This window comes from Clostridium cadaveris (genome assembly GCF_020911725.1).
Classification (GTDB): Bacteria; Bacillota; Clostridia; order Clostridiales; family Clostridiaceae; genus Clostridium_X; species Clostridium_X cadaveris.
In genome coordinates, this window is record NZ_CP076620.1 from 2,925,856 (window position 1) to 2,951,562 (window position 25,707).

Here is a 25,707-nt window from a genome sequence, read left to right on the forward strand (position 1 = left end):
CTTCCTCCTTAGTATCTTAGTAACGCTCCTATAGCATCTAAATATAATTCAACTTTTAAATCCTCATGATTTTTGGGTAATGTAACTTTAGGCAGTTTATTGATTTTCTTCACTGATATATTCAATTTGTCTTCAAGATATCTATCAACATTTGTCATCATAGATCCGCCACCATAAATAAAAATTTCTTCAATACCTTGACCGTGGTTCTTGTTTTTATAAAACTGAATTATTCTGTTTATTTCCTCTACCCATGTTTCAATATACTCTGTAATAGCTTCCGATATTTCTTTATCATCATTTAACTCTTGATAATCAAGACCTATATCAGACCTTATAACCTCTGCCTCTTTCATATTAACTTTTCTATATTCTGATATATATCTATCTATTTGTTTACAACCTTTTCTAACTATTCTTGTAAACTTCAAAATTCCCTTATCATAAATACTTATGTACAAATCATCATATCCAATATCAATGGCAGCTATAGTCCTTTCTTCCATAATTTCTGACATAGAATATTCAATAAGCTTTTTTGCAGAATTGAAGCTTACATCTAAAGCTACAGGAATCATTTTGGCTTCTTTACATAATTCATAGTATTGCTTTATCATTTTGTATGGATATATTATAGATAATACATTCTGCTTTTCTGTATCACCCTTATTTTCATAAGGGTCATAATATTGGATTATGTAATCATTCATATTTATAGGAAGGAATTTTTGTATTTCAAAAGTCACCAATGTTCTAAGATCTTCGTCGTAAATCTTTGGTATGGATATATTTCTATTTATTATTGAGGTACTATTATTAACAAAAACCACTTTATTTGTTTTTATCCCTTTTTCCTCAGTTAATTCCTTTATGACTTTTAATATGGATAATTTATTTAAAATAGAGCCATCATCAACAGAATCTTTTGGAGTGTCTATAAGAAATGCCCTTTTAAGCTTTATTCCATGTATATCTACTTTACCTTCAACTACTTTTATATATCTGGATCCTATATCGAAAACTACAAGTTCTTTATGGAGAATAAGCTTTTTTACTTTTTTCTTCTTTCTCTTTTTCAGCTTAGGGAAAACTATGTCTTTATGTAATATGTCTTTTAAAATTTCTTTAGTCTCTTTTGCTTCCTTGGTTAGCGTACTCACATTAATCCTCCTTTATGAATTTTATGCATAAAGTGTAAGGCCGAATATAGCCTTACACTTTAGAAAATAGCCTGTATATTATTTTTGTGTATAGTCTATTTCAACCTTAGCACTTTGATTAGACACTTTTACTGTAAATCCAGTTGCATCTTTTTTGTCATCATTTTTGCTTTGAAGTGGTTTTACTTCGCTCAACGCATCAGTTAAAACCTTATTTTGTGCAGTCTTACTATCTTTTGCTATAGCCTTATTTGCAGTATCAAAAGTTATTGTATAAGTATCATCGTCAAGACTTCCATCTGCTGCTAACATTGTAGCTACTCTCTCTACAGTTGCTCTACTTTGTTCATCAGCCTTTCTAGCTGAATTTTCTTTTATAGCGTTATAACTTGGTACAGCTATAGCTGCTATAATGGCCATTACTGCTAATACTATTATTAGTTCGATTAATGTGAAGCCCTTCTTTTTCTTGTTTACTAAAGCTTTTTTCATTATTTTCCCTCCATATGTATGTTTTTTATATCAATATGTAACGAATCCATTACACAATGTTATACATCGTAACCATAGGAATCACTATTGCTAATACCATTATTCCTATAATTAGTCCCATTACCACTATCAAAAGCGGTTCTATAAGGGTTATCGCCTTTTGAATTTCATTTTCTAGCTCATTATTATAAAAATCAGTTGTCTTTGATAAAATTTCTTCAAGTTTTCCTGATTCTTCGCCTATACTGACCATAGACGCAAGCATCATTGGAAATATGGAACTCTGCTGTATCAGTGTACCTAAGGATTCACCCCTAAGCATCCTTTCTCTTATATTTAAAATATCTGATTCAGCTACCTTATTACCTACTATAGCTGATACAATCTCTAAACTTTGTATAATTGATATTCCACTAGCTAATAATGTGGACAAAGTACTTGTAAATCTTGAGACTATTATTTTTTGATTTAATCCTTTCACTATAGGTAACTTAAGCTTAAGATTGTCCATATTAACTTTACCTTTAGGAGTTCCAAGGTATGTAGATATACTCCATACTGCTGCAATTATTAATAGTAAAATCAAATACCAGTATGATCCTATAAATCTACTGGTTCCTAAAATAAATTTAGTTAATGATGGTAGTTCCATTTCGCTTGAATCAAATAATGATACAAAAGTTGGAACTACGAAAGTTATTAGTATTATCATTATCAAAAGCGCCACTACTGACAGTACTATTGGATAAATCATAGCATTTTTTATCTTACTCTCATTCTTACTTTCTTTCTCATAATAGTTAGCCATTCTCAGCATAACTATATCTAGATTACCACTTTCTTCTCCTGAGGCTATCATATTTATAAGCAGCTGAGGAAAAATATCATCTAGACTTCCCATAGCTTCAGCCATTGTTTGTCCTTTTTTCACTCGATCTTCTATATCAGCTAAAGCCTTTTTTAATACTTTGTGATTAATCTGATGCTCAAGTACTTTTAAACAATTGTTTATAGACAATCCTGCATTAAACATGGTATAAAACTGTCTACAGAAAATTGCCAAGTCCTTCATTCCAATTTTCTTTTCTACTCTTATAGTAAATAAATTATTTTTAGACTTTTGTTCTTCTATTTTTATAGGGTAATAATTGTTAGTGCTTATCATCTGCATAACTTCATCCCTTGATGAGGCTTCGTAGATGCCTTCTAACTTTTCTCCCTTTTCATTTACGACTTTATATCTGTAGGTAGCCATTACTATTTACCTCTATTCTTTTAAATATGATATCTTCATCATCTCATCTAATGTAGTTGTTCCATCTATGACTTTTTCTCTGCAGCTTTCCTTTAGAGTTCTCATTCCATTTTTTATACACATCTCTCTAAATAACTCTATATCATTACTTTTAACTATTGCCTTCCTATGGTCAGAAGTAACTTCCATAATTTCATAAACCCCAACTCTTCCGTAATATCCAGTGCCATTACAATATGGGCATCCTGTACCTCTTTTAAGCTTTAAAGGTTCATTTTCATCCAAATTCAAAAGCCTTTTTTCATAATCATCAGCCTCATAAGAATATCCGCACTTAGGGCATACTTTTCTTACTAATCGTTGAGCAACAACTCCTGTTATTGCCGTAGCAACAAGATAAGGTTCTAATCCCATATCTAAAAGTCTTGTTATAGATGATGCAGCATCATTTGTATGAAGAGTGCTCAATACTAAATGTCCAGTTATTGCAGCCCTTATAGCTATTTCAGCTGTTTCATTATCTCTTATCTCACCTATCATAACTACATCAGGATCTTGTCTAAGTATTGCACGAAGCCCATTAGCAAAAGTAAGACCTACTCTTGTATTTACATTAACTTGATTTACACCTTCCATAGTATACTCAACTGGATCTTCTATAGTTATTATATTCCTGTTTTCAGTATTGATATCACGCAAAACTGAGTACAAGGTTGTTGTCTTTCCACTACCTGTAGGTCCAGTTACTAAGATTATTCCATTGGGTCTAGATGCAAGTCCATTAAGATTTTTAACTTCTTCTTCACTAAGTCCTAAAGATTCCTTTGTTAATTCATAAGAAGCCTTGTCCAATATTCTTATAACTATTTTCTCACCAGTAATCATAGGAAGTATTGATACTCTTAGGTCAACAAGCTGACCTTCTATATTTATTACAATTCTTCCATCCTGAGGTATTCTTTTTTCTGCTATATTAAGGTTTGCTAGAACTTTTATTCTTGTAGTTATAGATGGCAGTGTATCTATTGATAATGTAGACATTTCCTTAAGCTCTCCATCTATTCTATATCTTATCCTTATGATATTTTCATAAGGTTCAATATGTATATCACTGGCTTTATCCTCTATAGCACTTTTTATAAGATAATCAACCATTTTTACTACTGGAGCATTTTTTATGTCACTGAAACTATTCAATGAATCCGTTTCTATCTTCAGATTATGCTTTTCCTTGGATAATTCTTCCGCTGCTTTAAGTACTTGATGGCTAGAATAGTATCTCTCTATAGATTTTTTAATTTGACTTCTTGATGTTATATAAGTTTCAACTTGAAGTCCTGTAGCAATGGACACATCATCTATTGCAAATATATTTAAAGGATCCCATATGGCAATCTTTATTTTCCCTTCAACCATATCAAAAGGTATAAGCTCATATTTTAAGCATATAGCTTCAGGAAGCATAGATATCATCTTCTCACTTATTGATATAAGTTCTAGATTTATTCTTTCTATGCCTAGCTGCTTTTCTAGTACTTCTAATATTTCTTCCTCTGTAACTAGTTTTTCCTCAATAAGCAGTTCACCAAGCTTTTTACCTGAAAATTTTTGTTTCTCCAATGATGATTTTAACTGAGCTGTGGTTATCTTATTCTCTTCAAGAAGCATATCTCCTAATCTCTTTTTAGTCATTATAGCCATAAGCATTCTCCTTATCTCTTAAAGTACCTTATACAATCATCTTTAAATAGTAGTCTATTATCTCTTCTCCCCACAAAAGTGTTATAAGCATCGCAGCAAATATATATGGAACAAAAGGCATGGCATCCTTTTTACTTAATTTTCTTGAAATCACAAGAATAATTGCGGAAGCAGCACCTATAATAATAGAGAAAAACAAGGTTAGTCCACTAAGATTTGCTCCTAAAAATAATCCTATTATAATAAAAACATCTATATCTCCTCCACCAAAACCTTTACTAAACTTATTAATTATGTAAATGAAGGCAGCTGGTATAGCTGCTCCTAATAAGTAAGTTAATATATGCATATGAAATACTATTTTTTCTATAATTATATTTAAAACGCCAATTGCCATGGCTGTATAAGTTATAGAGCTATATACTTCCATGGTATCAAAATCTATGATCGCTATTATTTCTACAAATACCACTAACACTATATTCTTTATAGTGTCATATGAATTTCCGAATTTTAAATATATAAACAAAAATAAGATACCTGTTAATAACTCTGTAATAGGATATCTTATGGATATTTTCTCTTTGCATTTTCTACATCTTCCTTTTAACATGATGTAACTTACCACAGGTATCAAATCGTAAATTTTTATTCTAGAGCCACAAGTTGTACATGTAGATGGTGGGTAAGAGATGGACTCCTCCCTAGGTATTCTATATACACACACGTTTATAAAGCTGCCAATAATTAAACCTAAAATAAATATAATACAGTTCATTTTTTTACCTCAAATTATAATACAATATAATAATCACAACTTATTATATGTATAATATACCATAATTTATAATTTTTTTCTACATTATATATGTTGTTTCTATAGTCTCCATTAAACTTATTTGTAGAACAAAGAAAAACAACCTAGAATTTTAAATTTCTAGGCTGTTTAATTATTTTATTATTTAAATTTTAGTACATTCCATCCATACCCATTCCTTGTGGTCCCATAGCTGGTGCTGGATTATTCTCAGGAATATCACACACAGCAGCTTCAGTTGTTAGGAATGTAGATGCTACAGAAGCTGCATTTTGTAATGCTGATCTAGCAACCTTAGTTGGATCTACAATACCAGCTTTTATCATGTTTACATACTGTCCTTTTAATGCATCGTATCCTACTCCAACTTCACTGTTTCTTACCTTTTCTATTATAACTGAACCTTCAACCCCTGCATTACAAGCTATTTGTCTCATTGGCTCTTCTAAAGATTTAGCTATTATATTTATACCAAGTTGAGCATCTGCATCATCTAATTTTAATTCTGCAACTTTATTTAAGATAGTTACAAATGCAGTTCCGCCTCCTGGAACAATTCCTTCTTCTACTGCTGCTTTTGTTGCTGCTAGAGCATCTTCTATTCTAAGTTTCTTTTCTTTAAGTTCTGTCTCTGTAGCTGCTCCAACTTTTATAACAGCAACTCCTCCAGCTAATTTAGCTAGTCTTTCTTGAAGCTTTTCCTTGTCAAATTCAGAAGTTGTTTCTTCCAATTGAGTTCTTATTTGATGAACTCTGTTTTGAATTTCTTCTTTATTACCCTTGCCATTTACTATAGTTGTATTATCCTTGCTTATCTTTACGCTTTCTGCAGTTCCTAAAGCATCTAAAGTGATTTCCTTAAGGTCATGGCCTAGTTCCTCAGATATAACTGTTCCGCCTGTTAATATTGCTATATCTTGAAGCATTTCTTTTCTTCTATCTCCAAATCCTGGAGCCTTAACAGCTACACATGTAAATGTTCCTCTTAGTTTGTTTACAACTAGAGTTGCCATAGCTTCTCCTTCTATGTCTTCTGCTATTATAAGAAGTTTTCTTCCTTGTTGAACTATTTGCTCAAGAACTGGAAGTAAATCTTGAATGTTTGTTATCTTCTTATCTGTAATTAATATATATGGATTATCTAATGATGCTTCCATCTTTTCAGTGTCAGTTACCATATAAGATGAAACATATCCTCTATCAAACTGCATTCCTTCAACTATGTCTAACTCTGTTCCCATAGACTTAGATTCTTCAACAGTTATAACTCCTTCATTTCCTACTTTCTCCATAGCATTTGCTATTAATTGTCCGATTTCTTCATCTGCAGATGATATTGCAGCAACTCTTGCTATGTCTTCTTTTCCTTCTACTTGCTTAGAAATACTTCTTAATTCTTCTACAGCTTTATCTACAGCTACCTTTATTCCATTTCTTATCATCATTGGATTTGCACCAGCTGTAACGTTCTTTAATCCTTCTCTAATTATAGCTTGAGCAAGTAATGTTGCAGTTGTTGTTCCATCTCCTGCTACATCATTAGTCTTAGTTGCAACTTCTTTTACAAGTTGAGCTCCCATATTTTCATATGGATCTTCTAATTCTATTTCTCTTGCTATTGTAACACCATCATTAGTTATAAGTGGTGCTCCAAACTTTTTGTCTAAAACAACGTTTCTTCCTTTAGGTCCTAAAGTAACTTTTACTGTATTAGCTAAAGTATCTACACCTTTTTGCATAGATCTTCTTGCATCTTCTCCAAAAATTATGTTCTTTGCCATAATACATTACCTCCCAATTCTTATTCAACTACTGCTAATATATCTTCTTGTTTTAATATTGTATATTCTTCTCCATCAAGTTTAACTTCTGTTCCAGCATATTTAGAAAATAAAACCTTATCTCCTATTTTAACTTCCATCTTAACTTCAGAAGTTCCTGGTCCTACAGCTACAATCTCTGCTTCTTGAGGTTTTTCTTTAGCATTTCCAGTTAGGATTATTCCTCCCTTAGTTTTTTCTTCTGCCTCTAGTCTTTTGATAACTACTCTGTCTCCAAGTGGTCTAATATTCATTGAAACCCCTCCTTAAAATTTATCATAAATTAAATTTATATACTTGTGTTTTATTAGCACTCATTAATATCGAGTGCTAACATAGTTATAATATATATTATTAGTCTAAGTTCTTCAAATTTAACAAATTATCTTAAATATTCATTTAATCCAATTTACAGAGATTATATCACTATTTCTTTAATTTTCTTTTATTTACTATAATATAGATTTTTAGCTATGTTCTAAATATTTATACTACTATTTTTCGCACTTTTGGTTAATAATTAGATATATAGTATTTATTTTCTAGGAGGTTTTTATGCGAAAATCACATTTTTTTATTAATTTTATAGGTTCATTAAGTTTGGTATTATTTATATGTTCATTTAGTATATTTTCTGTGGCAAATACTAGGTGGATATATCATAGAGATATAGATCGTCTAAATTTAGGTGAATCTAAAAACATTTCCAAAGCAGAAGTAAAACAAAATTTTGAAGAGCTACTTTATTATATAAATCACAGAGAACCTGAAGAGTTAAAGCTAACCAGTTTTCCTATTTCTCCTGAAGGTTCTATACATTTTAAGGATACTAAGGAACTATTCTTAAAAAATAAAAGTTTACTATTTATAAGTTTGCTTTCACTTTGCATTTGTATATATTTTTCTTATATGAATAAGCGTATGAATTTCTTATACTATGGAGCTTTCAGCTGTTTACTAATTCTTGTTTCTATTCTATTAAGCTCTCTTATAAATTTTGATTTTGCATTTACATTGTTTCATAAAATTCTTTTTACAAATGACTATTGGTTATTTTCCCCTGTATTCGATCCTGTTATAACTATTCTGCCACAAGAATTTTTCTTTCATTGTTTTATTTTCATATGTGCCTTTATAATTCTGTTAAGCCTTTTATTCATTGCTATTGGATTTTTTATAAATTCTCATTTGAATAAAAAAAGAGGCTGTTCCTATAGATCACTTTAAGTTTCTTTATAGGACAGTCCCTAACAAAATACTTATTATTCAATTTTAGTCTATCTTTATATTATTTTCACGAGCATAATAGAAAAGATACTGCTGTGCAAAGCCTGAAAGTTCTCCAAACTTTTCTCTAGCAAAATCTCTAATCTTTTTTAAAGATACATCAGGAGCTACATAAAAATACTGCATAGCCCTCTTAACCCAAACATCTACTGGAAAAGCAGAACACTTTTCCATAGAGAAAAGCATTATGCAATCTGCAACCTTAGGTCCTATACCCATGAAGTTTTGAAGAGCTTTATGACACTCATCATCGCATAAGCTCTTTATTCTATTTATATTAAACATATCCTCTTTATTAGAACAAGATTCTGTAACTTTATCTAAAGTGTCTTTTATGTATTTTGCTCTAAAACCTACTCCTAAAGCTTCTATTTCTTCTGCTGATGCTTCACTAAACTCATCAATTGTTGGGAATGCATAATATGTATTTCCTTTATACTCTATCTTCTCTCCCCACTTTTCTGATATTCTGTTTATAGCTCTTTTTATCATAGGAATTCTATTGTTTGCAGATATTATAAAGCTTATAAGAATTTCAAATGGTTCTTGATTAAGAATTCTTATTCCTTTTCCAAACTCTACCGCATCCTTTAAAATAGGGTCTTTCTTTAATTTCTCTTTTATAAAAGAATAATCTTTTTCAAGATCGAAATAATATTTCCATATATTTTCAAAATCATCTTTTGATGCATTATATATAATCACATCATCCCCTGATTTTTCAACTTCTATAACCCTCTTGAAAGCTACACCAATGTAATTTCCATTGTCCTGTCTATTCCATCTGAAGCATTGCCCACAATCAAATATGTGAGGAAGTTCAAAATTTTCCACTTCCTTTACGACTATTCTATCAGAAAACTCTTCCACACTTTTAAAGTCCATATAATCCCTCCATTTTATCAATTTTCAATTTCTATTATATAATATATATTATCCCCAATCCAATATAAAAAAATAAGAGGATATTCAAAGTTTAATATCTTTAAATATCCTCTCTTTCCGTATCATCTATTTTGAAAGGTATTCATTTATTGCTTTAGCAGCATGTTTTCCTGCTCCCATAGCAAGTATTACTGTTGCAGCACCAGTTACAGCGTCTCCGCCAGCATATACTCCCTCTTTAGATGTAAGTCCTGTCTCTTCATCAGCAACTATACACTTCCATCTGTTTGTTTCAAGTCCAGGAGTTGTAGATGATATTAATGGGTTTGGAGAAGTTCCTAAAGACATTATTACAGTATCAACATCCATAATGTACTCTGAACCCTTAACTTCTACTGGTCTTCTTCTTCCTGAAGCATCTGGTTCTCCAAGTTCCATCTTTATGCACTTCATTCCCTTTACCCAGCCGTTTTCATCTGCTATTATTTCAACTGGATTAGTTAGTAAATCGAAGATTATTCCTTCTTCCTTAGCATGATGTACTTCTTCAACTCTTGCTGGAAGCTCCTCTTCCGATCTTCTATATACTATATGAACTTCTGATCCTAATCTCAAAGCAGTTCTTGCAGCATCCATAGCAACATTTCCGCCACCTACTACAGCAACCTTTTTGCCTGATTTTATAGGAGTTGAGTAATTCTCTTTAAATGCTTTCATAAGGTTATTTCTTGTTAGGAATTCATTAGCTGAGAATACTCCATTAGAGTTTTCTCCATTGATTCCCATGAATTTTGGAAGTCCTGCACCTGAACCTATGAATACAGCATCAAAGCCTTCATTTTCTATAAGCTCGTCTATAGTTACAGTTCTACCTATTATTACATTAGTTTCTATCTTAACTCCAAGCTTCTTAACATTATCAATTTCATGCTTTACAACTGTGTCTTTTGGTAATCTAAATTCTGGAATTCCATAAACTAAAACTCCTCCTGGCTCATGAAGTGCTTCAAATATAGTCACATCATAACCCATTCTTGCAAGGTCTCCTGCACAAGTAAGCCCTGCAGGACCACTTCCTATTACAGCAACCTTCTTGTTTTTCTTTTCAACAGTTGTTCCTAAGTCTATGTTATTTTCTCTAGACCAATCAGCAACAAATCTTTCAAGCTTACCAATTGAAACTGGTTCTCCTTTTATTCCAAGAACACATTTACCTTCACATTGAGTTTCTTGAGGACAAACTCTTCCACAAACTGCTGGAAGTGCGCTGGATTCAGCTATCACCTTTGCCGCTCCCTCAAAATCTCCTTCTTTAACATGAGAAATGAATCCTGGTATGTCTATTGATACTGGACACTGAGAAACACAAAGTGGTTTCTTACAGTTTAGACATCTCTTTGCTTCTTCTATTGCTTCTTCTGGTGTATATCCCAAACAAACTTCTTCAAAATTTGTAGCTCTTACCTTTGCATCTTGTTCTTTTACTGGAACTTTAGTCATTCTAAGCATTATTTGTCACCTCCGCAAAATCCGCATCCGCCATGATGAGTATCTCCCTCTTGCATTTTTAGAAGTTTTCTTCCTTCTTCTGTCTTATACATAGTTTGTCTTCTCATTGCTTCATCGAAATTTACAAGATGTCCATCAAATTCTGGTCCATCAACGCAAGCAAACTTAACCTCATCGCCTACTGTTACTCTACATGCACCGCACATTCCTGTTCCATCTACCATTATTGGATTTAAGCTTACTATAGTTGGTATTTCTAACTTTTTAGTTAAAAGACATACGAATTTCATCATTATCATAGGTCCTATAGCCACGCATAAATCATATTTATTCCCTTGATTAACAAGCTCTTCAAGTTGAGCTGTAACCATTCCTTTAAATCCATAACTTCCGTCATCTGTAGTTACATATAAGTTTCCAGAAACATTTTTCATTTCTTCTTCAAGGATAACTAAATCTTTAGTCTTAGCTCCTACTATTACGTCTACAGCTATACCTTGCTCATGTAACCACTTAACTTGTGGGTAAACAGGAGCTGCTCCAACTCCACCTGCCACGAATACTATCTTCTTCTTCTTTAATTCTTCTAAATCTTCATGTACAAATTCTGATGGTCTTCCAAGTGGCCCAACAAAATCCTTAAAGTAGTCTCCTTCATTGTACTCTAACATTTCTTTTGTAGATTCTCCTAAGGCTTGGAATACTATTGTAACGCTGCCTGTTTCTCTATTGTAATCACATATAGTTAGTGGTATTCTTTCACCTTTTTCATCCATTTTAACTATTATAAATTGACCTGGATGACATGATTTAGCTACTCTTGGCGCTTCAACATCCATCAAATAAATATTTTGCGCAAGAAACCTTTTCTTTAAGATTTTATACATCGTAATCCCCCTTGTCATGTAAATAAGATAAAATATAATAATCTTTATATAGTATTCCTTAAGTTTTGCTTAGAGAATATTATAATCATAAAACTAGAACTGCTATTGCTACAAGAACAATCATCCACATAAGACTTTTCTTCTTGTAATCTTCCCAGTCTTTGCTCTTAGTCATTGAATAAGTATCAATAAAGTAGCTACCAAGAACTAATATCATTATCAACACACTATAACTTACCTTGAAAGCTTGGCCATACCACCTGTATGCAAAATACAATAATACCATACCTATAAATATCATAGATGCTGCATTATCTTTTATATATTTTTTGAAGTCATCATCTTTTTTTTGATATGCATTAAATTTATCAATATTTATTATTGTTATTATTTTATCATACATTGGTCTATTTGTCATATGGGCAAATCCTAAAAATAAATAAAATATTCCTAAAATTATTAATGCCATAGCAGGGCTAAAGAAATACGAAATACATCCCATAATCCCTGTCATAAAAATAGCTGTTAAAATTCCTCTACGTGTCATAAAATCCCCCCCTAATTATACCATTATCTATACCATTGATTGTATTATTTTTTAATTTATTAATCCCATTTTGTTAACCTTCTGCATAAATTATTAATAAGCATGTTTGAATGATAGGTGATTTATATGAATTATAACGATATTATCAATCTAACTTATTATGACACAGAATCCTTTAAAAAAATGGACTCAATTCTGAACAATAATTATATGTCAATCCGAGCCTTACATGACGAAAATAATTTATCCTGTAATGATGAGTTAGGAACCGTAAAATTAAAATTTTCCAAGCAGAATTCTGGTCATCAAGGCTCTATTCCTCTGCCAAATATTTTAGGAATTAATGTATCCATAAACACTTCTCCTCTAAGTTTATCATGTTGTAAAGTTATAAGCTATAGAGAAACGCTACATATGAAAAATAATGTTGCGGTAAGAGAAACAATATTAGAAGATAAAAATGGTCGTCGAAATCGTTTATACATTAAGAAGCTTCTTAGCAGTTCGTTAAAAGAGATATACTGTGTTTCTTATAGTATAACTCCTTTAAATTACGATGGTATAATTACCTTCACTCCATATATTGATTTCTCTAATATTACTATCCCTTTAGAAAAAGTTCAAGGAGATATTTGTAGCAAATGTGGTGTTTTATCCTTTCTAAATGCAGAAAAAAACTATATTTTAAGCAGTGCTATTCGCTGCGAACTTCATGAAGGTTATTTTAAACAAACTTCTTATGAAAATATGTGTTGCACCAACAACCTTGTATCTTACACATTAAAAGGTCGTGCAATGAAAAATGTACCCCTAACTCTTTTTAAATATGTATCTATAACTAGTGGTTTACCAAAGAAAAAAGAACAAATTATAACACGCTCAAAAACTTTAGTAAAAAACGCATGTGTAAAAAGCTTTGATACACTTTATAATGAAAATATTAGATAAATAATTTAAATAAAAAACCAGAAGAAAGCAAAATAGCTTTCTTCTGGTTTTTTATTTAATATTTCTTACTTTGAATAGTCGTAGAATCCTTTTCCTGACTTTCTTCCAAGCCATCCAGCTCTAACATACTTTCTTAGTAAAGTATGAGCTCTGTACTTAGAATCTCCTGTTTCATTATATAAAACATCCATTATAGCAAGGCAAACGTCGAGTCCTATTAAGTCTCCTAATGCTAAAGGTCCCATTGGATGATTTGCACCATATTTCATAGCAGTATCTATATCTTCTACTGAAGCAATTCCTTCTGCATAAATTCCAACAGCTTCGTTGATCATTGGAATAAGTATCCTATTTACAACGAATCCTGGAGCTTCTGCAACTTCTACTGGGCTCTTTCCTATTGCTTCTGAAACTGATTTAACTGCTTCAAAAGTTTCTTGGGAAGTTTGAGCTCCTCTTATAACTTCAACTAGTTTCATAACTGGAGCTGGGTTAAAGAAATGCATTCCTATAACTTTATCTGCTCTCTTTGTAGCTGATGCTACTTCTGTTATTGATAAAGAAGAAGTGTTTGAAGCTAAAATAGTTTCTGACTTACAGATAGAATCTAACTCTGCAAATATTTCCTTCTTAATCTTCATGTTTTCTATAGCAGCTTCTACTACTAAATCACAGTCAGCAGCTAATTTCATATCTGTAGTTCCAGATATTCTTGCTGATATTTCAGCTTTAGCTTCTTCTGTCATTTTTCCTTTAGCAACTAATTTGCTTAGGTTCTTTTCAATACCTGCTAATCCTCTTTCAACAAATTCATCCTTTATGTCTCTAACTATAACTTCGAAACCATTTTGAGCGAATGCTTGCACAATTCCTGCTCCCATAGTTCCTGCACCTAGTACAAATACTTTTTTCATGAAAACCCCTCCTCAAATATTATATATTCCTATGAAACCTAGTAAATAGGTTTCATAGGAAAGTTATTTTTCTATTCGCCTTTTATAGCATTTAATTGTGCTACCATTTCTGGTATTACTTTATTTAAATCTCCAACTATTGCATAATCAGCAAGCTTCATTATTGGAGCTGTTTCGTCTTTGTTTATAGCAATTATCATATCACTATCTTGCATTCCAGCAACGTGTTGTATTGCTCCTGAAATACCACAAGCTACATATATAGTTGGTCTTACAGTTTTTCCTGTTTGTCCAACTTGATAAGCTTTGTCTATCCAACCATTGTCTACAGCTGCTCTTGAAGCAGATACTGTACCGTCAAGTGCTGCTGCTAAATCTTCAAGTATTTTAAAGTTTTCAGCTGATCCAACACCTCTACCACCAGATACTAATACCTTAGCTTCAGATATGTCTTTTACCTTCTTAGTTTCTTTAACTACTTCTTTTATGATAGTTCTTATATCGCTGCTTTCTAATGATACATTAACATTTTCTATAACAGCTTCTGCATGAGTATCTTTTTCTCTCTTACTGAATACTCCTGGTCTAACTGTAGCCATTTGTGGTCTATGATCAGCACATGCTATAGTAGCCATTAAGTTTCCACCAAAAGCAGGTCTTGTTGCTAATAGGAACTTTCCTTCTTCATCTATATCTAATGATGTACAGTCAGCAGTAAGTCCTGTATGTAGTCTTGCTGCAACTCTAGGTCCTAAATCTCTTCCTATGAATGTTGCTCCTATAAATAAGATTTCTGGCTTCTTTTCTTCAACTAAATCACATATAACTTTTGTATATCCATCAGTTGTATAATGTGCTAAGTTTTCATTGTCACAAACTAGAACTTCGTCAGCACCATATGCTTCTAATTCTTTTGCTAAATGCTTTACATTGTGTCCCATAAGTAAAGCTGTTATTTTAACGCCTAATTTTTCTGCGATCTTTTTTCCTTCTCCTAATATCTCTAAAGATACCTTTTCTAAATGTCCATCTCTTTGCTCTGCAAAGACCCAAACGCCTTTATATTGCTCTAAACTCATATCCATAACCTCCTAATCTATTAGATGTAGTGTTTTTCTTTTAATTTTGCAAGGACATGCTCAACGGCATCTTTTGGTGCCATATTTACTATTTCTCCTTGGCCCTTAACTTCTTTAGTCATTGACTTCTTAACCTTTGTTGGAGAACCAGAAAGTCCTAGCTTACTCTTATCTACATCTATATCGTCAGCGGTCCAGATTTGTATTTCTTTGTTAGCAGATTCATAGATGTCTCTCGCATTCATATATCTTGGCTCATTTAATTCTTTTATTGCAGTTAGTAAAACTGGAGTTTGAACTTCTATTATTTCATGTCCGTTTTCTAATGCTCTATTTATTGTAAGCTTATCTCCATTAGCTTCAACTGCTTGTACATAAGTTACTTGAGATATTCCTAAATGTTCTGCTATTTCAGGTCCTACTTGAGCAGTATCTCCATCGATAGCTTGTCTTCCTCCTAAGATTATATCATAAGGAAGTTTTCTTATAGCTCCAGCTAAAGCTTCTGAAGTAGCTAAAGTATCTGCTCCTGCAAATGCTCTATCTGTTATTAGTATAGCTTCATCAGCTCCCATAGCTAGCGCTTCTCTTAAAGCATCTTTTGCTTGAGGAGGTCCCATTGTTATTACAGTAACATGTGCACCATGTGCATCTTTTAGTCTTAAAGCTTCCTCTAAAGCATTCTTATCTTCTGGATTTATTATAGATGGAACTCCTTCTCTTATAAGTGTTCCAGTCTTTGGATCTATTTTAACAACAGTAGTATCTGGTACTTGCTTAATACATACAACTATTTTCATCTGAAAGCCCTCCTATCTAACTATGCTACCTGAAATAACCATCTTTTGAACTTCAGAAGTTCCTTCATAGATTTCAGTTATCTTAGCATCTCTCATCATTCTTTCAACTGGATAATCCTTAGTATACCCATATCCACCGAATAATTGAACAGCCTTTGTTGTTACTTCCATAGCTGTTTCAGCTGCAAACAACTTAGCTCTTGCTGCATCTACGCTATATGGCTTACCATTATCCTTTAACCAAGCTGCTTTGTAAACTAAGTGTCTAGCTGCTTCTATCTTTACATCCATTTCAGCTAAATACCATTGTAATCCTTGGAATGCTGTTAATGATCTTCCAAATTGTTTTCTTTCTTTAATGTAGTTAACAGCTTCTTCCATAGCACCTTCAGCTATTCCTAGAGCTTGTGCAGCTATACCTATTCTACCTCCATCAAGAGTTTTCATAGCTATACCAAAGCCTTTTCCTTCTTTTCCAACTAAGTTTTCCTTTGGAACTATACAATCTTCCATTATAAGTTCAGTAGTAGAAGATGCTCTTATTCCCATCTTGTCTTCTATCTTACCACTTGAGAATCCTTTAAAACTTCTTTCAACTATAAATGCTGATATTCCTTTTGTTCCCTTGCTTTTATCAGTCATTGCAAATATTACAAATACATCTGCAACTCCACCATTAGTTATGAATATTTTTGATCCATTTAATACATAATGGTCTCCTTCTAAAACTGCAATAGTTTGTTGTCCTGCTGCATCTGTTCCAGCACCTGGTTCAGTTAAACCAAAAGCACCTATCATTTCTCCTGATGCAAGTTTTGGTAAGTATTTTTGTTTTTGTTCTTCTGTACCAAATTGATTTATTAATGATGCACATAATGAAACGTGAGCTGAAAGTATAACCCCTGTAGTTCCACACACCTTTGATAATTCTTCTACTGCTAGTATATAAGCTAGGGTGTCTCCACCTGCTCCACCATATTCTTTAGCAAATGGAATCCCCATCATACCATATTTAGCCATAAGCTTAACATTTTCCATTGGGAATTCTTCAGTTCTATCTATTTCTGCTGCGATAGGCTTTACCTTATCGATTGCAAATTCCCTTACCATCTGTCTTACTAATTCTTGTTCTTTTGAAAGTGCAAAGTTCATTTAATATACCTCCTAACTTAAGCCCTATTTATTTTGAAAGCTTTTATCTCTTTTCTCAACAAAAGCAATCATACCTTCTTTTTGATCTAAAGTTGAGAAACATGCTCCAAAAGCTTCTGCTTCATACATTACAGCTGTATCAATGTCACATTGTATTCCTCTATTGATAGCTGCTTTTGAAAGTTTTACAGCTATAGGTGCTTGACTAGCTATTAAGCTTGCCATGTTCATAGCTTCTTCCATAAGCTTGTCCACTTCTACTACCTTATTAACTAAGCCTATTCTTAATGCTTCATCAGCCTTTACTATTCTTGCAGTGTAAATCATTTCTTTAGCTATTCCAGTGCCAACTAACCTAGCTAATCTTTGAGTTCCACCAAATCCTGGAGTTATTCCTAAACCAACCTCTGGTTGAGCAAATTTTGCTTTTTCAGATGCTATTCTAATATCACATGATAATGCAAGTTCACATCCTCCACCAAGGGCAAATCCTGGTATGGCAGCTATTACTGGTTTTTCAAGGTTTTCAAGTCTTCTAAAAACTTTATTTCCAAGTTGAGAGAATTCTCTTCCTTCTATAGTGTTTAAATCTTTCATTTCTGTAATGTCAGCTCCAGCAACAAATGATTTTCCACCTGCACCTGTTAAAATTACAACATAGACATCACTATCATTTTCCAAATTTTCTAACACTTCATTTAAATCTCTTAATGTTTCTGAATTAAGGGCATTCAAAGCCTTAGGTCTGTTTATAGTCACTGTAGCTATGTGATTATTCTTTTCTAAAAGCACATTTTTTAACTCCATTTTTATCCCCCTTATTTCCATTATTGTATTTTTTTAAATCAAATGTGATATTCTAAAACTCATAATTGTTACAACCTTAACAATTGCAGTTAAAAAAATATCTGTTTTCCTACACTTCCCATTATATAGTCATAGTTAAACTTTTTCAAGAATAAGTTTGCAAATTTTTTTGAATTTTTTATTCTATTTTAAATCATTTATAAATATTTTATTTTTAGGTTTATATATTTACAAAGAACTCCTTAGAGCTTTTACGCTCTAAGGAGTTCTTTTGCAATTCTATTTATTTTTTTCCTGATCTTTTTCGTTTAAAAGATAAGCTAAAGTCATAAGACTTTCACTTAAATGTACATTTTCTATGGTTATATCCTCAGGCACTATCAAATCTACTGGAGCAAAGTTCCATATTCCTTTTATGTTTCCTTTTAAAAGAATATCGCACACCTTTTGAGCATTAGCTCTAGGAACACATATCACTCCAACATCTATATTGTTTTTCTTAATAAATCCTTCTAGTTCATCTATATCCTTTATTTCTATATCTCTTATTTTTATACCTACAAGCTTAGGATTAGCATCAAAAATCCCCCACAAATCAAAGCCTATATCTGTAAATCTAGTATAGTTTGCAATGGCCTGACCTATGTTACCGGCTCCTACTATTACTGTTCTATATTCTTTTGAAAGACCTAAAATGTTGCTTATCTCATTGTATAAATCTCTCACATTATATCCATAGCCCTGCTGTCCAAAATCACCAAAACAATTCAAGTCCTGTCTTATCTGTGAAGCTGTAAATCCTATTTTTTCGCTTAGTTCTTTAGATGATATTCTGTCAACGTCATTATTTAATAGCTCCGACAAGTATCTGTGATATTTTGGTAGTCTTTTAACTACTGCCATAGAAATACTTCTCTTCTTCTCCATTTCCACACCTCATCTTCATTACATTAAAATATATAACTTATTATTATATATTTACTTGCATCAATTGTTAACAAAAATTTGTTTATTATTTAACTATTTAATCAATTTAATTACTTAACTATTTAATTATACTAGTTATTTACCTATATTTTCAACCGATTTAGTAAAATTTATTATAGCAATAATAGATTAATTTAATATTTATATTATATTTTGAAGCAATTTATACTAAAAAAGCATGGCTTAAACAAACCATGCTAATTGACAAATAATTTGAAATTATTCTACATCTTTGTAATCTACATCTATTACTTTTTTATCATCATTAAAATCATTATCTACATTTTGATTTTCCGAGTTATAGACGTTTTCATTTTTAGCTTTACTATTTTTGTTTAAATTTGGTTTTTTTAATAGATTCCTTATGAACTTATATAATAGAAACGCTAATACTAACGCTAATATTATTTGAAAAACAAATCCTATAAGAGGAAATACAATCCATGCTATCAGCAAAAATAAGCCTATCCTAATAATCGGCTGTACTATTTGATTCATAAAAAAATTTCCTTTCTTTATATTTTATCTTTTCTATTAGTTGTTTTATAATTATATTATATCATATCGTTACATGTAAAGGAGATTAAAATATGAAAACTTTAAATATTGCCCATAGGGGATTTAGTGGAATGTATCCTGAAAATACCATGTTAGCTTTTAAAGAAGCAATCAATGCTCATTGCGATGGCATAGAGACAGATGTACAAGTGTCTAAAGATGGTGTCTTAGTCATATGCCATGATGAATTGTTAGATAGAACTTCTACTGGTACAGGATTACTAAAAAATTATACATATGAGGAACTTTTGAATTTTGATTTTGGAATAAAATTTTCTCCTAATTTTATCGGCGAAAAAATTCCAACTCTTGAAGACCTTTTAAAGTTAGCCAAAAAAAATAATATCTTTTTAAATCTAGAACTAAAAAATGGACTTTTTCCTTATGAAGGCATTGAAAAAAAAGTTATAGATCTTATATATAAATATGATTTAAAAGATTCTATTATATTATCTTCCTTTAACCATTTCTCAATGATGAAATGTAAGGAAATAGACAGTAGCATAAAAACTGGACTTTTATATGAAGGAACTTTTGTGGACATAGAAGAATATTGTAAGAAACTTGGAGCTGATGCTTTACATCCTCAATATTTTTCTCTTTTAGACCCACAGCTTACTAAAAGGATACAAGATAAGGGAATAATGATAAATACCTACACAGTAAATCATGAAATTCACATGAATGCACTTTTAGATTTAAAAATAAATTCTATAATCACTAACTATCCTGATAAACTATATACAGTTATGAACAATAGATAATTTATAAAAAAAAAGCTTGAGTATGACACAACCCTATATCATACTCAAGCTTCTTAACTGGTGAAAAATAATCCTACGTTACATAAATTACTACCTGGAATTTTCAAACACAAATTATTATATTTATAAATTCACATTTTGTCAATGGCAATTACTTCTTTAATATTTAATTATCTTTACAATAAATATTAAAGCCTATGGATTTTCATCCATAGACTTTGTAATTTTAAAATCTTTTTCTAATTCGCTGCTTACATCTAGGTTTTCCTAAAATCTCAGACATTATTATACCTCGTTTTAGTTCTTCCTTATCTATAGATTCCAAATATTCATAAGAAGATTCTTTTTCTTTAAGTTTAGATAACTGAGCCTCTAATGATTTTTCATTATTTTTAGTTTCATTTTTATTCGATGTTTCAGCCTTATTGTCATTTTCAACAGATTTTTTATTTTTCTTATTTTGATTTTGAATTTTTCTATTTGGTTTTACTTCAGGTTCAGATTTACCTTCTTCCCAAAACGGTTTTTTGATAGGAATAGGAAATTCATCTTTCTTTTTATCAAAAAGCATTTGGGTAGCAGAACCTAAGGCATCTTCTCCTAGTTCCTCAACTATAGCTTTAAATATATCTCCTAATCCCATTCCCATATATTATTTACCACTCTTATCGTCGTTTCCACCTATTATAGATGTTGATTGACCTGTTGAGGAAATAGAATTTCTCATTTTAGTATCTGCTATTATATTCTGCATATCATAATAATCCATTATTCCAAGCTTTCCTTCTTTTAAAGCATACGCCATAGCTCTTGGAATTTCTGCTTCTGCTTCAACAACTGCAGCCTTCATTTCCTGTTCTTTAGCAACAGCCATAGCTCTTCTTTCTTCTGCTTTAGCTTGAGCTATGTTTTTATCTGCTTCTGCTTGAAGTGTTTGAAGTTGAGCTCCTATATTTCTTCCTACATCTATATCAGCTATATCTATAGAAAGAATCTCAAATGCTGTTCCTGCATCCAATCCCTTTGATAAAACAACTTTTGATATAGTATCTGGATTCTCTAAAACCTGTTTATGAGATCCTGAACTACCAACTGTTGTTACTATACCTTCTCCAACTCTGGCTAATATAGTTGATTCTCCAGCTCCACCTACTAATCTTTCTAGATTTGCTCTTACTGTAACTCTAGCTTTAACCAATAATTCTATACCGTCTTTTGAAACAGCTGAAACTTTTGGAGTTTCTATAACCTTAGGATTTACACTCATTTTAACTGCTTCTAATACATCTCTACCAGCTAAATCAATAGCTGCAGCTTTCTCAAATGGAAGTTGTATATTTGCTCTTTGCGCTGCTATAAGCGCATCTACTACTTTGTCAACATTACCACCTGCTAAATAGTGAGCTTCAAGCTGGTTAACATTTAAATGCATTCCTGCTTTTGTGGATTTTATAAGAGGTAACACTATTCTGCTAGGTATAACTCTTCTAAGTCTCATACCTACTAAATTAAAAATACCAACTTTTACTCCAGCTGCTGATGCTGAAATCCAAAGTCCTACTGGAACAAAAGTGAAGAATAATACTAGTACTACTATGACTAATATTAAAATTGTTGCTGTCCCCATAATTCCTGACATAAATATTCATCTCTCTTTCTATTATTTATTTTGAGTCTGATACTCTATATTTTGTGTAGATCTAACTAAAACTTTTCTTCCGTCTATTTTTATAACTTTTATGCTAGTTCCTTTTTCCAAATATTCACACTCAGAGACTACATCTAATTTTTCGCCATCAAAATCTGCAGTCCCTGATGGTCTTAGAACAGTCAATGTAATACCTTCTTTTCCTAGGAAATAGTCTAGATTCTCAGTGCTTGAATAACCGCTTACTTTGTCAAGTTTGTCCTTTAGTATAATTCCTTTAAGCTTGCCTTTTGATACAAGATATATTACTACACCAAGCGCCACACTTAATATTACTAATATGATTGTCCCTAAAATTAAAGCCTGCGCAGCACTTTCTGCTGTTAATATTATGCCTATGATAAGGAGAATTGCTCCTGATATACCTGGTACACCAAAACCCGGTATACACATTTCTACTATGACCAATATTAGTCCTAAGATAAGTAAAATTCCGCTAGCCATAGTAATATTAGCTAATGTCGTCATAAACATACCATCACCTCCTTTATATCTTACTTAATATAATACTATTTTTTGCATTAATTTACTATATTTTATATAAAATTTAATGTTTTAATAAAGGTTATTAAATACCTTTTAATATAATATATCATACCTTTTATTTATTGTCAACTATTTCTATATGAAAATTAGATCTAGAATGATTTTATTCTAGATCTAATTAAAAATTTGCTATTTCAATTTTAAAACTCTTGCAGAGTTTACTATTGCTATAAGTGCTACACCTACATCTCCAAAGACAGCTTCCCACATATTTCCTAATCCCATTGCTACTAAAATTAATATTGCAACCTTTATGACTAAAGCGATAGTTATATTCTGCCACACTATCTTTTGGGTTGCTTTTGCAATTTTTATAGCTTGAGCTATTTTAGAAGGTTCATCTGTCATTATAACAACATCAGCAGCTTCTATTGCAGCATCTGAACCTATTCCTCCCATGGCTATCCCTATATCTGCTCTTGCAAGCACTGGAGCATCATTTATTCCATCTCCTACGAATATCATCTTACCTTCTTTTGTTTTATCAATATCTTCAAGTCTTTCAACCTTATCTTGAGGCAAAAGCTGACTGTAATATTTATCCAGACCAATTTCATCTGATACCGCTTTTGCTATTGCTTCATTATCGCCCGTAAGCATAATAGTATTCTTTACTCCTGCCTTCTTTAAAAGCTCTATAGCAGTTTTAGAATCTTCCTTTATTTCATCAGATATTACTATATATCCAGCATATCTTTTTTCTATAGCGACATGTACAATAGTTCCAATTTCTTTTGCTACAGGGTGAGTTATACTTTCCCTCTCCATAAGCCTGCTATTTCCTAAAAGTACAATCTTTCCATCAATATTGACTTGAAGTCCATGCCCTGCTATTTCTTTTAACTCGGATACTTTATTTTTGTCAATATCATTCCCATAAGCATTTATGATAGATTTTCCTATTGGATGATTAGAATAACTTTCGCCGTAAGCTGCATAGTAAATTAAATCATCTTTATTTATCCAGCTTTCATTATGAACCTTTGTAACTTTAAATACCCCTTTTGTAAGAGTTCCAGTTTTATCAAAGACTACAGTATCAACATTATTTAAGGCTTCTAAATAGTTTCCACCTTTTACAAGGATTCCATTTTTAGACGCAGCCCCTATACCTCCAAAGAACCCTAAAGGAATAGATACTACTAATGCACAAGGACATGAAACTACTAAAAAAGCTAATCCTCTATACACCCACTGTTGAATATCCTGTCCCCCATTTAAAATTGGAGGAATTATGGCTAATGCTAATGCTAAAATTACAACTATAGGAGTGTAATATCTAGCAAACTTGGTTATAAATTTTTCTGTCGGCGCTTTCTTTGCACCTGCATTTTCTACTAAATCTAATATTTTAGCAATAGTTGATTCTCCAAATATCTTTGTGACTTCTATATTTAATACTCCATTGGTATTTATACATCCACCTAATACTTCATCCCCTACAGATACTTTTCTTGGAACAGATTCTCCTGTTAAGGCTGACGTATCTATCTGAGCCTCCCCTGAAATTATCTTTCCATCTAAAGGAATTTTTTCTCCTGGTTTCACTATGATTATATCATTTATATTAACCTGCTCTGGATCTACTACTTTCTCTTCATCCCCAACTTTTATAGTTGCTGAATCAGGTCTTATATTCATCAAATCCCCTATAGATTTTCTTGAACGGCTTACTGCTGCATCTTGGAACAGTTCTCCTATTTGATAAAATATCATAACAGCAACAGCTTCTGGATATTCTTTTATAGTAAATGCTCCTATAGTAGCTATAGCCATTAAGAAATTCTCATCAAATACTTGTCCTTTTAATATATTCTTAGCAGCTCTCATAACAACATGACCACCTACCAATATATAACTTATAAGGAATAGTCCAACTTTAAGCCACTCTATATCTTTTACTATAAATGCGGATATAAAGAACATAGATCCTACTATGAATTTTATCTTATCTTCTTTTGATATGTCCCCATGCTTCTCGGAAAGTTCCTCTCCATGATTTTCATTTGAAATAACAGAACCACCTATAACTTCCTGTCCATTTAACACATATGCTGATCTTGACATATCTAATGATAATTCTTTAACTGCTACATCAGGTTCCAAATCATTTACAATTTTTTTAACCTTACTGTCTATATCTTCTTTATTATCATTTAAATCTATTATTAATTTCTTTGATACAAAATCCAAGGAAGCTTCTTTTACCATTGGTAGTCTTCCAACTTTATCCTCTATCTTTGCAGCACAACCAGCACAATTCAATCCTTGAAGAAGATAAATTTTTTTGCTACTAGCTGAATCAGATGAATTAACCTTTGTCACTGTTTTCATTTTTGGTTTTACTGGCGTAGCTTTCCTTTTTTCTTTAAGAACAATTCCTGATTCTACAGAATTTATAATGTTCTGCAGTTCTTCTAGCCTTTCAGTATTTACATTTTTCTCAGCTTCTAAGCTTAAAGTCTTAGTTGCAAAATTTATGCCAACATCTTTTACCCAAGATATATGAGAGATTTTCTCTTCTATCTTATTGGCACAGTTAGCACAATGAAGGCCTTGTAAATTAAATTGCTTTTTCAAATTTTTATCCACTGAGCTCCCTCCCTTTTATTCTAATACATGGCTTAAACCTTGATCAAAAATTCTCTTAACATGGTCATCTGCTAGAGAATAGTATACAACCTTGCCATCTCTTCTGTTATTTACCAGCTTTGCAGTTTTAAGTACTCTAAGCTGATGCGAAACCGCTGACTGACTCATGTTTAAAAGTGCCGCTATATCACATACACACATTTCATGTTGAAATAAAGCGCATATTATCTTTATTCTAGTTCCATCTCCAAATACTTTAAATAAGTCCGATAAATCACATAAAATCTCATCTGTTGGCAGTTTATCTTTGGTGTCATTTATTATATCATCATGTATTGTTGTACAATTACAAACTTCTACTTCTTTCATTTTTTACCTCCATTCATATGAACAATTATTCATATGTTCATACTTTTATTATATTCATTTTTTTTCATTTGTCTACTATTTTAATTGTTAATTTTTGTGTAATGCATTGTATTCGCAATAATA

The 25,707-nt window shown here is 31.7% G+C and carries 26 protein-coding genes; 3 read left to right on the top strand and 23 right to left on the bottom strand.

The features are described 5' to 3' along the window. Positions 1–8: 8 nt before the first annotated feature. The 7 genes from pilM to groES form a co-directional block, all read right to left on the bottom strand. Positions 9–1,160, bottom strand: coding sequence for a pilus assembly protein PilM (pilM, locus tag KQH81_RS14090; protein ID WP_230028432.1), 1,152 nt, complete (start codon positions 1,158–1,160; stop codon positions 9–11). Between the two features lie 78 nt (positions 1,161–1,238). Continuing rightward, positions 1,239–1,652, bottom strand: coding sequence for a type II secretion system protein (locus tag KQH81_RS17690; protein ID WP_168972365.1), 414 nt, complete (start codon positions 1,650–1,652; stop codon positions 1,239–1,241). A gap of 49 nt (positions 1,653–1,701) precedes the next feature. Then, positions 1,702–2,907, bottom strand: coding sequence for a type II secretion system F family protein (locus KQH81_RS14100; RefSeq protein WP_230028433.1), 1,206 nt, complete (start codon positions 2,905–2,907; stop codon positions 1,702–1,704). Between the two features lie 12 nt (positions 2,908–2,919). Next, positions 2,920–4,608, bottom strand: a complete 1,689-nt coding sequence (locus KQH81_RS14105) for a GspE/PulE family protein (RefSeq protein ID WP_178310704.1) — start codon at positions 4,606–4,608, stop codon at positions 2,920–2,922. Between the two features lie 28 nt (positions 4,609–4,636). Continuing rightward, on the bottom strand, positions 4,637–5,386 hold the full coding sequence (locus tag KQH81_RS14110; RefSeq protein ID WP_027637591.1) for a prepilin peptidase: 750 nt from the start codon (positions 5,384–5,386) through the stop codon (positions 4,637–4,639). Positions 5,387–5,577: 191 nt separating this feature from the next. Next, positions 5,578–7,206 (bottom strand): chaperonin GroEL, encoded by a 1,629-nt coding sequence (gene groL, locus KQH81_RS14115; protein WP_027637592.1) that lies wholly within the window; start codon positions 7,204–7,206, stop codon positions 5,578–5,580. Between the two features lie 20 nt (positions 7,207–7,226). Continuing rightward, positions 7,227–7,499 (bottom strand): co-chaperone GroES, encoded by a 273-nt coding sequence (gene groES / locus KQH81_RS14120; protein ID WP_027637593.1) that lies wholly within the window; start codon positions 7,497–7,499, stop codon positions 7,227–7,229. A 301-nt stretch (positions 7,500–7,800) separates the two neighbouring features. Between groES and KQH81_RS17805 the strand changes: the two genes are divergently transcribed. Continuing rightward, a complete protein-coding gene (locus tag KQH81_RS17805) occupies positions 7,801–8,472 on the top strand; it encodes a TIGR01906 family membrane protein (protein WP_027637594.1) in 672 nt (223 codons plus the stop codon). Between the two features lie 45 nt (positions 8,473–8,517). Here the strand turns inward: KQH81_RS17805 and KQH81_RS14125 are convergent, their stop codons facing one another. From KQH81_RS14125 to KQH81_RS14140, 4 genes are all read right to left on the bottom strand, one after another. After that, a complete protein-coding gene (locus KQH81_RS14125) occupies positions 8,518–9,417 on the bottom strand; it encodes a DNA-3-methyladenine glycosylase family protein (RefSeq protein ID WP_230028434.1) in 900 nt (299 codons plus the stop codon). Between the two features lie 126 nt (positions 9,418–9,543). Further along, positions 9,544–10,926: an NADPH-dependent glutamate synthase gene (gene gltA, locus KQH81_RS14130; protein ID WP_027637596.1), complete on the bottom strand. Its 1,383-nt coding sequence runs from the start codon at positions 10,924–10,926 to the stop codon at positions 9,544–9,546. Beyond that, positions 10,926–11,813, bottom strand: a complete 888-nt coding sequence (locus KQH81_RS14135) for a sulfide/dihydroorotate dehydrogenase-like FAD/NAD-binding protein (RefSeq protein ID WP_027637597.1) — start codon at positions 11,811–11,813, stop codon at positions 10,926–10,928. Before KQH81_RS14135 ends, gltA begins: the two co-directional genes overlap by 1 nt. Before the next feature lie 85 nt (positions 11,814–11,898). Continuing rightward, the gene (locus KQH81_RS14140) at positions 11,899–12,360 is read right to left on the bottom strand and encodes a hypothetical protein (RefSeq protein WP_168972370.1); all 462 of its coding nucleotides are present in this window, start codon (positions 12,358–12,360) and stop codon (positions 11,899–11,901) included. A gap of 126 nt (positions 12,361–12,486) precedes the next feature. Here KQH81_RS14140 and KQH81_RS14145 point away from each other — a divergent pair, with 126 nt between their 5' ends. Continuing rightward, positions 12,487–13,308, top strand: a complete 822-nt coding sequence (locus KQH81_RS14145; protein ID WP_027637599.1) for a glycoside hydrolase family 65 protein — start codon at positions 12,487–12,489, stop codon at positions 13,306–13,308. A gap of 65 nt (positions 13,309–13,373) precedes the next feature. Here KQH81_RS14145 and KQH81_RS14150 read toward each other — a convergent pair whose 3' ends face one another. The 7 genes from KQH81_RS14150 to KQH81_RS14180 form a co-directional block, all read right to left on the bottom strand. Further along, positions 13,374–14,222: a 3-hydroxybutyryl-CoA dehydrogenase gene (locus KQH81_RS14150; RefSeq protein ID WP_168972372.1), complete on the bottom strand. Its 849-nt coding sequence runs from the start codon at positions 14,220–14,222 to the stop codon at positions 13,374–13,376. A gap of 71 nt (positions 14,223–14,293) precedes the next feature. After that, entirely contained in the window at positions 14,294–15,301 is a 1,008-nt protein-coding gene (locus KQH81_RS14155; RefSeq protein ID WP_027637601.1) for an electron transfer flavoprotein subunit alpha/FixB family protein, read from the bottom strand. A gap of 20 nt (positions 15,302–15,321) precedes the next feature. Beyond that, positions 15,322–16,101 (bottom strand): electron transfer flavoprotein subunit beta/FixA family protein, encoded by a 780-nt coding sequence (locus tag KQH81_RS14160; protein WP_027637602.1) that lies wholly within the window; start codon positions 16,099–16,101, stop codon positions 15,322–15,324. 12 nt (positions 16,102–16,113) lie between these two features. Continuing rightward, positions 16,114–17,253 (bottom strand): acyl-CoA dehydrogenase, encoded by a 1,140-nt coding sequence (locus KQH81_RS14165; protein WP_099335986.1) that lies wholly within the window; start codon positions 17,251–17,253, stop codon positions 16,114–16,116. A gap of 24 nt (positions 17,254–17,277) precedes the next feature. Continuing rightward, complete coding sequence (locus KQH81_RS14170) at positions 17,278–18,060, bottom strand: short-chain-enoyl-CoA hydratase (RefSeq protein WP_027637604.1); 783 nt, start codon at positions 18,058–18,060, stop codon at positions 17,278–17,280. A gap of 279 nt (positions 18,061–18,339) precedes the next feature. Further along, positions 18,340–18,987: a redox-sensing transcriptional repressor Rex gene (locus tag KQH81_RS14175; RefSeq protein WP_027637605.1), complete on the bottom strand. Its 648-nt coding sequence runs from the start codon at positions 18,985–18,987 to the stop codon at positions 18,340–18,342. 279 nt (positions 18,988–19,266) lie between these two features. Next, complete coding sequence (locus KQH81_RS14180; RefSeq protein ID WP_099335987.1) at positions 19,267–19,545, bottom strand: hypothetical protein; 279 nt, start codon at positions 19,543–19,545, stop codon at positions 19,267–19,269. 92 nt (positions 19,546–19,637) lie between these two features. Here KQH81_RS14180 and KQH81_RS14185 point away from each other — a divergent pair, with 92 nt between their 5' ends. Continuing rightward, entirely contained in the window at positions 19,638–20,369 is a 732-nt protein-coding gene (locus KQH81_RS14185; protein WP_027637607.1) for a glycerophosphodiester phosphodiesterase, read from the top strand. 226 nt (positions 20,370–20,595) lie between these two features. On the opposite strand, the gene KQH81_RS14190 is transcribed toward KQH81_RS14185, so the two are convergent. From KQH81_RS14190 to KQH81_RS14210, 5 genes are all read right to left on the bottom strand, one after another. After that, entirely contained in the window at positions 20,596–21,018 is a 423-nt protein-coding gene (locus KQH81_RS14190; RefSeq protein WP_027637608.1) for a hypothetical protein, read from the bottom strand. A 3-nt stretch (positions 21,019–21,021) separates the two neighbouring features. After that, complete coding sequence (floA, locus tag KQH81_RS14195) at positions 21,022–21,996, bottom strand: flotillin-like protein FloA (protein ID WP_099336006.1); 975 nt, start codon at positions 21,994–21,996, stop codon at positions 21,022–21,024. Positions 21,997–22,029: 33 nt separating this feature from the next. Then, positions 22,030–22,551 carry an NfeD family protein gene (locus tag KQH81_RS14200; protein ID WP_099335988.1) on the bottom strand — a complete coding sequence of 174 codons (522 nt, stop codon included), beginning with the start codon at positions 22,549–22,551 and terminating at the stop codon, positions 22,030–22,032. Positions 22,552–22,752: 201 nt separating this feature from the next. Then, positions 22,753–25,215 (bottom strand): heavy metal translocating P-type ATPase, encoded by a 2,463-nt coding sequence (locus tag KQH81_RS14205; RefSeq protein WP_230028435.1) that lies wholly within the window; start codon positions 25,213–25,215, stop codon positions 22,753–22,755. 15 nt (positions 25,216–25,230) lie between these two features. Beyond that, positions 25,231–25,584 carry an ArsR/SmtB family transcription factor gene (locus KQH81_RS14210; protein WP_027637611.1) on the bottom strand — a complete coding sequence of 118 codons (354 nt, stop codon included), beginning with the start codon at positions 25,582–25,584 and terminating at the stop codon, positions 25,231–25,233. Positions 25,585–25,707: the final 123 nt, after the last annotated feature.